We start from the raw sequence: 13,269 nt of genomic DNA on the forward strand, positions 1-13,269 counted from the left end.
AAGCCGAGGATATAGCGTTGTTTGTATTCACACCAGGGATCCGCCGCTACATTTATAACAGCAGTTGGCTGTATAACATCCGTATATTTATTGCGCTTACCGGCGCGGTAGCGGTGCCCTGGTGGCTTGGTCAGCCGACGTCGACGATCCCGGTGACGCTCGGCGTCGTTGCCGCCGCATTAGCCGATCTTGACGACCGTTTGACCGGCCGCCTGCGTAATCTGTTTATTACCCTGACTTGTTTTTTTATCGCTTCCGTCTCGATTGAATTGCTGTTTCCCTATCCCTGGCTGTTTGGCATCGGGCTGGCCTTGTCAACCTGCGGCTTTATTTTGCTCGGCGCATTGGGGCAACGCTATGCCACCATCGCTTTCGGCGCGTTGCTGATTGCGGTATATACCATGTTGGGTATCACACTTTACAATAGTTGGTATCAGCAACCCATGATGCTGCTGGTCGGGGCGTCCTGGTACAACCTGCTCACGCTGCTTGGGCACCTAATTTTCCCGATCCGCCCGTTACAGGACAATCTGGCCCAGTGTTATCAGCAGCTTGCGCGCTATCTGGACGCCAAAGCCAATTTATTCGATCCCGATATCGAAGATGAAACAGATAAGCCCTTGATTGAAGTCGCAATGGTCAACAGTCAGTTGGTCGCTACCCTGAATCAGACCAAATCGTCATTACTCACCAGGTTGCGCGGCGATCGTGGGCAGAGAGGCACCCGCCAAACATTGCATTACTACTTTGTCGCTCAGGATATACACGAACGGGCCAGTTCATCCCATGTGTATTATCCGCAGCTACGTGAGAAATTCCGTTATAGCGATATATTGTTCCGCTTCCAGCGGTTGCTCTCGATGCAGGCGAGAGCCTGTCAACAACTGGCGCAATCCATCTTATTACATCAAAAGTATCAGCATGACAGTCGTATAGAACGCGCATTCGTTCATCTTGAATCAGCGATCGCGCGGATTTCTGACGGCGCGCAGGCCAATGTTTCACAAATCAAGGCATTACAATACTTATTAAATAATCTGCGCGCCATCGACGCCCAGTTGGCGACCATTGAATCAGAACAAACTATCGAACAGGAAAGTAATCCGGAAAATACCCTGGCCGATGACAAGCTTACCGGCTGGAGTGATATCCGGCTGAGGATCAGCCGCCATCTGACCCCGCAATCCGCCCTGTTTCGTCATGCCGTGCGTATGTCGGTATTACTGTGCAGCGGCTATGCCTTTATTCAGATCACGGGAATGCAGCATGGGTACTGGATACTGCTGACCAGCTTATTTGTTTGTCAGCCCAACTATAACGCGACCCGTCGGCGACTGGCGCTGAGGATCATTGGAACACTGACCGGTATTTTACTGGGGCTGCCCATTTTATATTTTGTCCCTTCGCTTGAGGGACAATTGGTTCTCATCGTGATTAGCGGCGTGCTTTTTTTTGCTTTTCGGAATGTGCAGTACGCCCATGCCACCATGTTTATTACGCTATTGGTTTTGCTGTGTTTCAACCTGCTGGGCGAGGGGTTTGACGTCGCTGCCCCACGCGTAATTGATACATTACTCGGGTGCGCCATTGCCTGGGCGGCAGTTAGCTTTATCTGGCCCGACTGGCGCTTTCGCGGACTACCTGCGGTTATCAATAAAACACTGGATGCCAATTGCCGCTATCTTGACGCAGTTATGACGCAGTACCATCAGGGGAAAGATAACAGTCTGACCTACCGTATTGCTCGTCGGGATGCCCATAACTGTGATGCGGAATTAGCGTCGGTTATTTCTAATATGTCATCGGAACCGCATATTACCAGTAATAAAATGGACGGCGCTTTTCGCTTACTGTGCCTTAATCATACCTTGCTGAGTTATATCTCCACATTAGGCGCTCACCGCGAAAAAATTTCATCTCCGGCAATTCTGCAACTACTGGACGATACCGTGCGTTATGTTGATGATATGTTGCATCTGCATGAAACGGACAACCCGCGCATAAATCAGGAATTGGATGCCATAGCCAGCCGCATCCAATCCCTGTCGCCCGAGTCAGAAAGCAAAGCACTATTGGTGCTTCAACAGATTGGTTTGCTCATTGAACTGCTGCCCGAACTGACTCAATTAAAAAATGACATGGTTAAGTTGTAAAACAACGAAGGCGGTATTCCATCAATGCTTGTACCTTTTAAAAGAAGAAGGCGCGTGGTGCTCATACCATTCCAACAGCTCCTTACGAATACCATTTGGCAATGCCGCCTGATGCGTGCCGCATATTGCGCCAGCAAGCGCCAACAATATATTGACGCTGAGATTGCCTTTGACCGCCCGCAATTTCAGATAACTGTTTTTGGCGCCATATTGCTGTAACTCGTCAATGTTCTTTATGCCTACCTTCCATAGTAAACGTTCAAGATCGTGATTGAGATTAGGTAAATCCTTTAGGCGTCCACCTCCGCTTTTAGCCGATTTGTCATACTGCGCGCCCGCCAGGGACAATCTGGCGAAGTTCAACAGTTGCATATGGTTTTCCCATAGCGATTCATCAACAAGATAATAACTTAGCGGAATCGGTATTCCCCGCTTGGTATAGATAAGATGAGGCATATTACGATCGTGGAAGTGCTTTTCATCTCTTTTGCTGGCACGCAGATAAAGCTCGCCGCCCAATACTAATCCGAAAATAATATTATTTGCTGCGATACTGTAGCCACCGAATTGGGAACGCGAGGTGATGTCCCCTAAAGATGCAAAATAGCACTTAGATTGCAAAATCCTTTTTTCACTTAACTGTTTCATTACTGTGATCCTTAGTATTGAAATAACCAATCCCTGTCAGACTGCAATATCTCTAACAGGAACAAGTAATTAACCACAGGGTAAAGGCGGCTTCAAACATAAAATGAGCTTGCTGAGCGTTGCATGCTGAATATGCGAGGCGCTTTGAAAAAATCAGGTTGATTTTCACCCACGCACAGGATACTGTATATGCATACAGTAACACTATAGGTGGAGCTCATTATGCGTACTCAATCATTCAGTTCTTACAAGATTCAACAGTCGCCGTTTTCCGATCGCCAACCTGCCGTGACCCCTTCTGCATCCTGTGGAGGAATTATCAGCGAAATAGTTTACAGTGCCGATCAACCCATAGTTACGCATTTGCTGCTCCCCCTGTTGCAGCAGTTAGCCACTCAATCACGCTGGCTGCTTTGGTTGTCTCCCCAACAAAAGATTAGCCGTCCCTGGTTACAACAATCGGGGCTGCCGCTAGATAAAATTATTCAGTTGAATCACATCAACCCCGTATTGACGGTTGATGCCATGGAAAAAGCCTTATTGACGGGAAATTACAGTGCCGTACTGTGCTGGCTTCCTACCGAGTTGACCGAAGAAGAAAGGGTAAGATTGCGTCAGGCAGCCCAGTCAGGAAACACGTATGGTTTCATTATGCGGCCGGAAAACGCAAATTTTGGCCCCTATAGACTGTTTCCCAGCATGAAAATTCACTCAACTTTGTATCATTAATAAAATTAAGAATTTTCTCATGCGTTTTAATGGGAAATTAGAACATATCCCGGCAGAGCGCCATTTCACGGCCTCCGGGATGCGTTCGGTTCGAAAGAAAACCAGTGATATCTGTCAAAATCATCTACTATTTGTTAGTAAGTATGTATGAATCGTTAATTTTTTTATGATACGAATCACATCATACTTGTAACTTTCTCATCTCGTTGTAGACTTTAACACGCTGGAGTTGCTCTTTTATAACGCCAATTTACTTGGTAGTGAGTAATAAATAAGAGCAAGGTCTCCTGTTAAAGGATTTTAACCAAAGGTTGATTAGCCTTCCGAGTTAATGGCCGATTTGGATGATAATGAGGCGTAAAATGAAAAAAACAGCTATCGCAATTGCAGTGGCACTGGCAGGCTTCGCTACCGTAGCTCAAGCCGCACCAAAAGATAATACCTGGTACACCGGTGGTAAACTGGGCTGGTCTCAGTTCCATGATACCGGCCTGTATGGCAACGGTTATAATGTAGATGGAGCCGAAGAAAACCAGTTGGGCGCAGGTGCGTTCCTGGGTTACCAAGCCAATGAATACTTAGGTTTTGAACTGGGTTATGACTGGCTGGGCCGTATGAAATATAGCGGCGGTCTTGGCGGTGGAGCATATAAAGCTCAGGGCGTTCAGCTTGCAGCTAAACTGAGCTACCCGGTAGCCACCGATCTGGACGTTTATACCCGTCTGGGCGGTATGGTATGGCGTGTAGACAGTAATGACCACGCAGGTCACAGCAACGATGACACCGGCGTTTCCCCGTTGGCCGCGGCTGGTTTTGAGTACGCAATCGACAAAAACTGGGCTACCCGTCTGGAATACCAATGGGTTAACAATATCGGTGACGCCGCGACAGTTGGCGGCCGTCCTGATAATGGCATGCTGAGCGTTGGTGTTTCTTACCGTTTCGGTCAGGATGACTACGTAGCGCCGGCACCAGCTCCAGCTCCAGCACCGGCTCCGGTAGTTGAAACCAAACGTTTCACTCTGAAGTCTGACGTACTGTTCAACTTCAACAAGTCCACGCTGAAAGCAGAAGGCCAGCAATCACTGGATCAACTGTACACTCAGCTGAGCTCTCTGGATCCGAAAGACGGTTCCGTTGTAGTTTTGGGCTTCACAGACCGTCTGGGTTCCGATCAGTACAATCAGGCCCTGTCTGAAAAACGCGCACAGAGCGTTGTGGATTACCTGGTTGCTAAAGGCATCCCGGCGAACAAAATCTCTGCTCGCGGTCAAGGCGAATCTAACCCTGTTACCGGTTCTACCTGTGACAGCGTGAAAGGTCGTGCTGCACTGATTGAATGTCTGGCTCCCGATCGTCGCGTAGAGATCGAAGTTAAAGGCATTAAAGATGTGGTAACTCAGCCTCAGGCTTAAGTGTTATCAATGCAAAAAACCTCGCTTCGGCGAGGTTTTTTTATTCATGCATGTGCGGATTATTTATCTAATTGCTTTCTTTATTCAGAATCGCTTTAAGATCCTGTTTAAGCAATGACATCTGACTGGCATATTTCTCTTTATGTTCTGCATCCTCAATCAGTTGCACAATGGTGTCCGATAACGTACTGCCGCGACGTTGAGCCAATCCAGCCAATCGCTGCCAGACCAAATACTCCAAATCAATCGATTTCTTGCGCGTATGCTGATGCTCTGCATTGAAATGGCGTTTACGCCGCGCACGAATAGTTTGCTTCATGCGGTTTTCCAGCGCCGGACTCATACACCGCTCTATCCATTCCAATACCTTCACCGGCTGATTTTCGATTTTCAGCAGTGCATCCACCGCTTCTTCAGCCGCGCTTTGCTCTAAGAAACGGGTGATGGGTTCACCTTCACGGTGCTTCTTCACCAGATATTTCCATTTCCACCCGCACTCAAGATTTTCTAATTGTTGATATTTCATATTGGGTTCTTCAGTGACCGTGTAACGTTGTTATTAGCATAACAGTTTTTTTATGACTTTCACCGATCATGGGTTATTTTTAAGGCCATTTTCTGCACAAAACACGCTCATCGCACGAGGTCATTTTTTATCATATGACTATCCTCATGTGCAGCCTGCATTATTCTTGTATAATCACGTTTTTCCTTCAGACGATTACATTTGATACTTTGACCAGTAACCGACTCGCATGGCAGCATTTACTGCCCAACCATACGCCTTATCAAACTTTATTCGCTCAGGCCGCACAGCTTACCCCAGCTGAATTTTCTGCTATTCAACCGCGTTTGGCTGACAGTTTGACGCTTTTTTGCCATCCTCGTGCGCCTTCACGCTTTATGCTGCTGAAAGCACAGGAGAATAGCGAATACATAGCGTTGATTGAACGCGCCGTGAATACCATCAGGCCTGGCGTCGAAACCTTATACGGCAGCAAATATATCATCGAAGGCCGCGATATTCAGGTACAGCCGGCAACACACGCCACTGATAATTTTGCGTCGCAGCGCGCCTGTTGCAGTCAGGAGTGGATAGAGCCGGAGCAACTGTTTGGATGTGTTCGTTATTTTCAGGATGAAATTACGCTTCATCCTGGATTAATCCATCAGGTAAATGGCGGCACGCTGATTCTTTCCGCCAGAGCCTTGCTGGCACAGCCGCTGATGTGGTTACGTCTAAAGCAAATTATTACGGAAGGGGTTTATCGCTGGCTTTCCCCTGATGAACGCCGACCCCTGCCTGTCGCTATTCCTCCCATGCCGATGGATATTCATTTAATCATCCTGGGCGATCGGGAAAGTTTAGGTGATATTCATGATATGGAGCCGGAGCTGGGTGAGCTGTCAATATATGGTGAATTTGAAGCACAGTTGCAGCTTATTGAAACCGACGACATGGCGCGTTGGTGCGCCTATGTCAATTCGCTGTGTCTAGAACACGCTCTGCCCTTGCTGACCGCCGATGCATGGCCTGAATTCTTTAATTTGTCAGTGCGCTATAGCGGAGATCAAGGTTGCCTGCCGCTATGCCCGCTATGGCTGACCCACCAGCTAAAATATGCCGCGCTCTACGCGCAAGATCAGGAAATCAGCGCTCAGACGCTCATCGACGCAGTGACGGCCCGTCGCTGGCGCGAAGGCTACCTTCGCGAACGCATGCAGGATGAAATCGAACTGGGTCAAATACTGATTGAAACCGACGGCTATGTCATCGGGCAGGTCAACGGCCTGTCCGTATTGGAATATCCGGGTTACCCAATAATGTTTGGCGAACCAACGCGAATCAGCTGTGTGGTGCACCCCGGCGACGGCGAGTTTACCGATGTCGAACGCAAAGCCGAACTTGGCGGCAATCTGCATGCCAAAGGCATGATGATTATGCAGGCGTTCCTGATATCGGAGCTGGAGCTTGATCAACAACTGCCGTTCTCGGCCTCTATTGTGTTCGAACAATCTTACGGCGAAGTTGACGGCGACAGCGCCTCGCTGGCTGAACTAAGCGCCTTGATCAGCGCCCTTGCCTTGCAACCCATTAACCAGCAGATTGCCGTAACGGGTTCTGTTGATCAATTCGGTCATGTGCAACCTATCGGTGGCGTCAATGAGAAGATTGAAGGCTTCTTTGAAGTTTGTCAGCGCCGCGGCTTAACCGGGCAACAAGGGGTGATACTGCCAGCGGCCAATCTTCGTCACTTGTGCCTTCAGGAAGACGTTATTGCCGCCGTTCGTGACGGGCAATTCCATCTTTTCCCTGTAGAAACGGCGCCGGAAGCAATATCATTACTGACAAATCTGGCTTACGACGATGCGCAACAGCCCAATTTGCTGGCGGCAATTCGTGAACGAATCGGACAATTAAATCCGCAGGAACGGCGACGCTTTCCCTGGTTTTTCCGTTAATCGCACTGGTTTAACCAGATGTAACGGACTTGCTCAGCGTACAGCTGTACGCTAACCTGCGTGCTTCACTAAAACAAGGCTTACAGAGAACATGGTAGATAAACGCGAATCCTATACAAAAGAAGACCTTCTTGCCTCCAGCCGTGGTGAACTGTTTGGCCCGCAAGGACCACAGTTACCGGCGCCCAATATGCTGATGATGGACCGAGTCGTAAAAATGACGGAAGACGGCGGCCATCATGGAAAAGGCTATGTCGAAGCAGAGCTGGATATCAACGCTGACCTATGGTTCTTTGGTTGCCATTTTATCGGCGATCCCGTGATGCCGGGTTGCCTGGGTCTGGATGCCATGTGGCAACTGGTTGGTTTCTATCTGGGCTGGCTGGGCGGCGAAGGAAAAGGACGCGCGCTGGGCGTAGGTGAAGTCAAATTCACCGGACAGGTTTTACCTACGGCGAAAAAAGTCACCTACCGTATTCATTTCAAACGCGTCATTAATCGTCGTTTAGTTATGGGGATTGCTGATGGCGAAGTCTTGGTAGACGGACACTTAATCTACACCGCACATGAGCTGAAAGTGGGCTTATTTAAAGATACAAGTTCTTTCTGATTTAATCTGCGGGCGAAAAACGGTCTGGTTTTTCGCCCGCGGTAATCCAAAACCGTTCTCAGACCAACGTTATCCGGCTTATTTCTGATTATTCATCTCGTTTGCGATCGACTGGCGTACATCCTGAGGGATTTTAAGCGACGTCGCCAATGCATCCAGATAGCTTTTCTCCATAAAATGGTCGACATCAATCACCGCACAGCTCAGGAAATAGACTTCCAGAGCCTCTTCCTCATTCTTAACATCCCTGGCTAGCAATTCCGGATCCAGAGGCTGTTCGATAGCATCCTGCACCCAGCGTTGAGCCTCATGTCCCAACTGCAACTGCTGGATATTTTCATCAATCCGCTGTTTCTCTGAAGCATCAATATGACCATCGCTCTTCGCGGCGAATACCAGCGCCTGGATCAAACGCCGCGCACGTATATTGTCGGATGATGACTGCACACCAAATTGCGGGTCGTCCTGATGAGTATCCCGTACACGCTTCTTATACTGATTCCATAGCACAACACCAGCGGCAGCGCTGCCGCCAATAATCAACGCATTCTTACCTAACGATCCCATCATTTTTCTGGCTGATTTATTCGATAACAACACACCTGCAAGCCCCCCTAACGCGGCAGGTTTCAGCATATCGCCTAAATTGCCATTACTGCCGCCTTGATGATTGCCTTGTTTAGGACTGCCAGAGTTTAATAGGCCCTGAATCTGTTGTAACCAGTTGTTCATTTTTACACCTCGAGAAAATAGCGTTACAGGCATTCACGCTGCCTGATCATAGTAAGACCCGGGAGGCTTTTTTTTGTCAGGTTATGTATATCAATGAAAAGTATTCGGCGCTCTTTATCACATTCTAACGCGTTATGCCGCATTCTTTGATTCGACGGTTTGCGCTTTATTTTTGAACCGGTATACTGCACCCATTAAATTGAAATGCGGTTTTAAAAAATTAAGCTACCCGTCACAAAAAAGGAACGAACATGAAAATTGCTCTGATTAATGAGAACAGCCAGGCGGCCAAGAACGAATTGATTGCCGCAACCCTGACTAAAGTTGTTGAGCCTATGGGCCACACTGTTTTCAACTACGGCCAATATTCTGCTGAAGATACCGCCCAGTTGACTTATGTACAGAACGGTATTCTGGCTGCCATTCTGCTAAACTCGGGTGCGGCCGATTACGTGGTCACTGGCTGTGGTACTGGCGCTGGCGCGATGTTGGCGTGTAATTCTTTTCCCGGCGTGATCTGCGGTCTGGTAGTTGATCCTTCTGATGGTTATATGTTTGCTCAGATCAACGACGGTAACGCTATCTCTCTTCCTTTCGCTAAAGGTTTTGGCTGGGGAGCGGAACTGAACCTGCAATATATCTTCGAAAAACTGTTCGAATGTGAAGGCGGTCAAGGGTATCCGCGCGATCGCGTCATTCCAGAACAGCGCAACAAGAAGATTCTGGATGCCGTTAAAGCGGTTGCCTACAAAGATCTGATCGCGATTCTGAAGGATATCGATCAGGAACTGCTGAAAGGCGCCATCAGCGGCCCTAAATTCCAGGAATACTTCTTTGCCAACAGCAAAGATGAAGCACTAAGCAGCTACATTAAAAGCCTGCTGGCCTAACGCCCATAAAAAGACCACAGGCCGTTTTGGCCTGTGGCTCTTTCTTTTTGAGTTTATGTTTTAGGCAACAGAAAGCATAAATCTCTCTTATGCCAAGCCGCCTTAACCCATCGGCGTTCAATGCTTGACCAGATACGCCGAAACCATCAAATACTGCTTGACCGACGTAGAGCGACTGCCTATAGTAGCGCCCCGTTGCCACCTATGCGGCAACCCCCGGTGAGGTGTCCGAGAGGCTGAAGGAGCACGCCTGGAAAGTGTGTATACGTGAAAACGTATCGAGGGTTCGAATCCCTCCCTCACCGCCATATAAAAGAAAACGCCCTTAGCAAAAGCTAAGGGCGTTTTCTTTTATATGTTGATGGGACGCCAGGGTTCGACAAAACGGCAGGAAGGCCGTTTTGTCGTTAATTTACTGATTACCTCCGGTTAACCGGCGCTGCAATTGATCGCGCAGATTTGGCGGCGTCCCTTTTATGGTTAACGTATCCGTTGCCGGATCCCAGAAAATACGTTCCCCTAGCAATAACGCATCGAAATTCAAACTGATGCCGCCACCGCTTCCGGCAAATTTTGTCAACTGTCGCAACGTGCTGCGATCGGCTGGAAAGCTCTCTTCCAGTTCATACCCCTGCTCGGTTGAAAACTGCTGGAAGGTTTTGTCACCCAACGGGGGCACATCCTGAGACAGCGCCGCCAACTCAATTTCCTCACCCGATTGCAACTGCTCATTACAGTAGCTGTAAACCTGCTGGCGGTAGTTCTGACGCTCATTTTTATCCAGTTGCGCATCAGCACAGTATTCATCCACGGCTTTTAACAGACCGCGGTTTTGCGCTTTGGCGTCCAACCCTTCAGCCGCCGCCAGGAAATCCATAAAAAAGTCAGAGACTTTACGTCCTACCCGCCCTTTCAGAAAAGTCAGATAACGCGTTGACGCCGGATTGGTTTCCCACTCGGTCAAATCAATCCGTGCGACGATGTCCGCATGATTGATATCCAGATAATGCGTACTGCTGATATCAAGCTGTTCATTGACCCGCATGCTGTTGCAGCTATTGAGAACCGCAATCAACAAATATTCAACGGCCAGATAACGATACTGACAAAACAGGACTATGCCGCCCTCGGCAAACGGATATTTGGCCAGTTCGTCACGCAAGCGCCCGGTGGCTGCCCGTGTGAATTCCAGAAAGCCTTCGTCGCCTTTACGGCAGGCTCTGAGCGCATCCGCCAGTTCGCTTTGCTCATTAAACAAGCCATACGCTTTATTTTTGGCGCTATAGACGCGATGCAGCTCAGCCATCATTTCTTCTACGGTTGCATTGGTCGACAGCAGTGAATCACGCAACACCAGTTCCAGCGTTTGCTCGTCACGTTTAATCAGTTGATGCAGGGCAATCTGGCCGATATCCAGACTCATGATAAACTCTCCTTTTAGCAAGGAACGTATTCAAACACCGAACCAGTGTGCCTGCAACCAAAAAGCCGTACTTCATCTGTCGTAAACACGCAAGCGGTGTAAAATGATAAAAGTGCGGAAAAGGATGTGCCTATACGGTAAGATATGCGACTTTAACAGCTTGAGAAACGCCATTTTATGCCACAATCATCCCGTTACAGTGACGAACACGTTGAACAATTGCTCTCCGAGCTGGTCAATGTTCTGGAAAAGCACCATGCTCCAACCGATCTTGCTTTAATGGTGCTGGGTAATATGGTGACCAACCTGATTAATACCAGTGTCGCTCCGGCTCAGCGTCAGGTCTTGGCCCGCTCTTTCGCCGAAGCATTACAGGCTTCAATTAAAAAAGCAGATAAAGCTCACTAATTTTTGACCAACTTATGGTAACCAACCGTCAGCGCTACCGTGAAAAAGTTTCCCAGATGATCAGTTGGGGACACTGGTTCGCCTTATTTAATATTTTGCTCAGTCTGGGGCTGGGTAGCCGCTATCTGTTTGTTGTCGACTGGCCATCTTCTCTGTTTGGCCGCCTTTATGCGTTGGTGAGCTGGCTCGGGCATTTCAGTTTCATTGGATTTGCCGCCTATCTGTTGGTCATTTTCCCGCTGACATTCATTGTGATGTCTCAGCGCCTGCTGCGCTTTCTTTCCGCTGCGCTGGCGACGGCAGGGCTTACGCTGCTTCTGGTGGATATTGAGGTTTTCACACGCTTTCATCTGCACCTCAACACCACCGTCTGGGAATTGGTGATAAACCCGGATCAAAGCGAGCTGGCGCGAGACTGGCAACTTATGTTCATCGGCATTCCGCTTATTTTTCTGGTGGAAATGCTGTTTGGCACCTGGTGCTGGCAAAAGCTGCGTAGCCTTGGCCGCCGCAGTTTCGGCAAGCCTTTGGCCGCGGTTTTTATTTCGGCTTTCTTAGCCTCGCATCTGATGTATATCTGGGCGGATGCGAATTTCTATCGTCCGATTACGATGCAACGCGCCAACCTGCCCTTGTCTTACCCCATGACGGCACGCCGTTTTCTGGAAAAACATGGGTTGCTTGATGCGCAAGAGTATCAGCGTCGTCTGGCGCAGCAGGGAAACCCTGAAGCGATGACGGTGGAATATCCGCTGAACGACATCACCTTCCGTGACGGCGGCAGCAAATATAACCTACTAATGATTGTCATCGCCGACACGCCGTCCGACAGCGTGCAGAATGACATGCCGAACCTGACCCGTTTTGCTGAACAGAATATCCGCTTCAGCGATCATTACGATTCAGGCACCCAGCCAAACGCCGGGTTATTCAATCTTTTCTACGGGATCTCGACGACGTATATGGACGGTATCCTGAGCGCCCGTAAACCCTCTGCCCTGATGACCGCATTAAGTCAGCAGGGTTATCAGCTTGGGCTGTTCTCTACCAACGGCTTTGATAATTCCCTTTACCGCCAGGCGTTGCTGTCCGATTTTTCTCTCCCGTCGCCACAGGAACAGAGTGACGAAGCGATTACCGCTCAATGGCAACAATGGCTGAACCACGATAGCAATACCGCGCCCTGGTTCTCTTATATTGAGTTGAACAGCGCTACGCAAAATGGGGAAACAAGAGCGGAACAATCCCGTCGCGATCGCGCCAACAATCAACATGTCGATCAACAAATCGAGCGCATTCTCAGTACATTACAGGAAAAAAATGTGCTGGATAATACCGTCATAATTATTACTTCCATGCAAAAAAATCCCGTCAATGGTGACAAGGCACAGGTTTTCCATCGCGCACAATGGCAAATTCCGCTTATCGTTCACTGGCCGGGCACGCCAGCGCAGACGATTACAAAAATGACGGATAACAAAGATGTCATGACCACCTTGATGCAGCGTTTACTGCATGTCAAAAACGCCGCCGACGATTATTCTCAGGGTGAGGATCTGTTTTCAGCCCAACGGCGTAATAACTGGCTGGCGAATGGCAATGGCGGCGATTTAATGATCACTACGCCGGAGCAGATCATTATGCTGGAAAGCAACGGCAGCTATCGCGCCTACGATCGGGAAGGACATAAGCTGAATGATGAAAAACCCCAGCTTACCCTGCTCTTACAGGTGCTAACCAATGAAAGACGCTTTATTGCGAACTAACTGCTTAAAACTAAAGCAGTCATTCTGCCTGG

Annotated in this window: 12 protein-coding genes and 1 tRNA gene; 9 read left to right on the top strand and 4 right to left on the bottom strand. The window is 48.8% G+C overall.

Annotated elements, in window-relative coordinates; translation table 11 throughout:
* Positions 1–17 precede the first annotated feature (17 nt).
* On the top strand, positions 18–2,153 hold the full coding sequence (yccS, locus tag JG725_RS04660; protein WP_172289183.1) for a YccS family putative transporter: 2,136 nt from the start codon (positions 18–20) through the stop codon (positions 2,151–2,153).
* Positions 2,154–2,174: 21 nt separating this feature from the next.
* Here yccS and JG725_RS04665 read toward each other — a convergent pair whose 3' ends face one another.
* On the bottom strand, positions 2,175–2,801 hold the full coding sequence (locus tag JG725_RS04665; RefSeq protein WP_199376843.1) for a TfoX/Sxy family DNA transformation protein: 627 nt from the start codon (positions 2,799–2,801) through the stop codon (positions 2,175–2,177).
* A 222-nt stretch (positions 2,802–3,023) separates the two neighbouring features.
* Here JG725_RS04665 and sulA point away from each other — a divergent pair, with 222 nt between their 5' ends.
* On the top strand, positions 3,024–3,530 hold the full coding sequence (gene sulA, locus JG725_RS04670; RefSeq protein ID WP_199376845.1) for an SOS-induced cell division inhibitor SulA: 507 nt from the start codon (positions 3,024–3,026) through the stop codon (positions 3,528–3,530).
* Positions 3,531–3,892: 362 nt separating this feature from the next.
* The gene (ompA, locus tag JG725_RS04675) at positions 3,893–4,945 is read left to right on the top strand and encodes a porin OmpA (protein WP_199376847.1); all 1,053 of its coding nucleotides are present in this window, start codon (positions 3,893–3,895) and stop codon (positions 4,943–4,945) included.
* Positions 4,946–5,012: 67 nt separating this feature from the next.
* Here the strand turns inward: ompA and matP are convergent, their stop codons facing one another.
* Positions 5,013–5,471 carry a macrodomain Ter protein MatP gene (gene matP / locus JG725_RS04680; protein ID WP_172289180.1) on the bottom strand — a complete coding sequence of 153 codons (459 nt, stop codon included), beginning with the start codon at positions 5,469–5,471 and terminating at the stop codon, positions 5,013–5,015.
* Positions 5,472–5,680: 209 nt separating this feature from the next.
* On the opposite strand from matP, the gene JG725_RS04685 reads away from it, so the two are divergent.
* Together JG725_RS04685 and fabA are read left to right on the top strand one after the other, a co-directional pair.
* Positions 5,681–7,408, top strand: coding sequence for a Lon protease family protein (locus tag JG725_RS04685; RefSeq protein WP_172289179.1), 1,728 nt, complete (start codon positions 5,681–5,683; stop codon positions 7,406–7,408).
* A gap of 91 nt (positions 7,409–7,499) precedes the next feature.
* Entirely contained in the window at positions 7,500–8,018 is a 519-nt protein-coding gene (fabA, locus tag JG725_RS04690; protein ID WP_172289178.1) for a bifunctional 3-hydroxydecanoyl-ACP dehydratase/trans-2-decenoyl-ACP isomerase, read from the top strand.
* Positions 8,019–8,096: 78 nt separating this feature from the next.
* On the opposite strand, the gene JG725_RS04695 is transcribed toward fabA, so the two are convergent.
* The gene (locus JG725_RS04695; RefSeq protein ID WP_172289177.1) at positions 8,097–8,750 is read right to left on the bottom strand and encodes a tellurite resistance TerB family protein; all 654 of its coding nucleotides are present in this window, start codon (positions 8,748–8,750) and stop codon (positions 8,097–8,099) included.
* Positions 8,751–9,001: 251 nt separating this feature from the next.
* On the opposite strand from JG725_RS04695, the gene JG725_RS04700 reads away from it, so the two are divergent.
* Together JG725_RS04700 and JG725_RS04705 are read left to right on the top strand one after the other, a co-directional pair.
* Positions 9,002–9,640 (top strand): RpiB/LacA/LacB family sugar-phosphate isomerase, encoded by a 639-nt coding sequence (locus JG725_RS04700; RefSeq protein WP_172289176.1) that lies wholly within the window; start codon positions 9,002–9,004, stop codon positions 9,638–9,640.
* 218 nt (positions 9,641–9,858) lie between these two features.
* Positions 9,859–9,948: transfer RNA gene (locus JG725_RS04705), tRNA-Ser, on the top strand.
* 104 nt (positions 9,949–10,052) lie between these two features.
* Here JG725_RS04705 and yejK read toward each other — a convergent pair.
* The gene (gene yejK, locus JG725_RS04710) at positions 10,053–11,063 is read right to left on the bottom strand and encodes a nucleoid-associated protein YejK (protein ID WP_172289175.1); all 1,011 of its coding nucleotides are present in this window, start codon (positions 11,061–11,063) and stop codon (positions 10,053–10,055) included.
* A gap of 177 nt (positions 11,064–11,240) precedes the next feature.
* On the opposite strand from yejK, the gene JG725_RS04715 reads away from it, so the two are divergent.
* The gene (locus JG725_RS04715) at positions 11,241–11,471 is read left to right on the top strand and encodes a YejL family protein (RefSeq protein WP_172289174.1); all 231 of its coding nucleotides are present in this window, start codon (positions 11,241–11,243) and stop codon (positions 11,469–11,471) included.
* 14 nt (positions 11,472–11,485) lie between these two features.
* On the top strand, positions 11,486–13,237 hold the full coding sequence (yejM, locus tag JG725_RS04720) for an LPS biosynthesis-modulating metalloenzyme YejM (protein ID WP_199376849.1): 1,752 nt from the start codon (positions 11,486–11,488) through the stop codon (positions 13,235–13,237).
* Positions 13,238–13,269 lie beyond the last annotated feature (32 nt).

The sequence above is a fragment of the Brenneria sp. L3-3C-1 genome (assembly GCF_016456245.1).
Lineage (GTDB): Bacteria > Pseudomonadota > Gammaproteobacteria > Enterobacterales > Enterobacteriaceae > Brenneria.

Coding starts and splice junctions, on each gene's coding strand:
- ompA (WP_199376847.1), top strand. CDS start 3,893: ATGAAAAAAACAGCTATCGCAATTGCAGTGGCACTGGCAGGCTTCGCT.
- JG725_RS04715 (WP_172289174.1), top strand. CDS start 11,241: ATGCCACAATCATCCCGTTACAGTGACGAACACGTTGAACAATTGCTC.
- JG725_RS04665 (WP_199376843.1), bottom strand. CDS start 2,801: ATGAAACAGTTAAGTGAAAAAAGGATTTTGCAATCTAAGTGCTATTTT.
- matP (WP_172289180.1), bottom strand. CDS start 5,471: ATGAAATATCAACAATTAGAAAATCTTGAGTGCGGGTGGAAATGGAAA.
- sulA (WP_199376845.1), top strand. CDS start 3,024: ATGCGTACTCAATCATTCAGTTCTTACAAGATTCAACAGTCGCCGTTT.
- fabA (WP_172289178.1), top strand. CDS start 7,500: ATGGTAGATAAACGCGAATCCTATACAAAAGAAGACCTTCTTGCCTCC.
- JG725_RS04700 (WP_172289176.1), top strand. CDS start 9,002: ATGAAAATTGCTCTGATTAATGAGAACAGCCAGGCGGCCAAGAACGAA.
- yejM (WP_199376849.1), top strand. CDS start 11,486: ATGGTAACCAACCGTCAGCGCTACCGTGAAAAAGTTTCCCAGATGATC.
- yejK (WP_172289175.1), bottom strand. CDS start 11,063: ATGAGTCTGGATATCGGCCAGATTGCCCTGCATCAACTGATTAAACGT.
- JG725_RS04695 (WP_172289177.1), bottom strand. CDS start 8,750: ATGAACAACTGGTTACAACAGATTCAGGGCCTATTAAACTCTGGCAGT.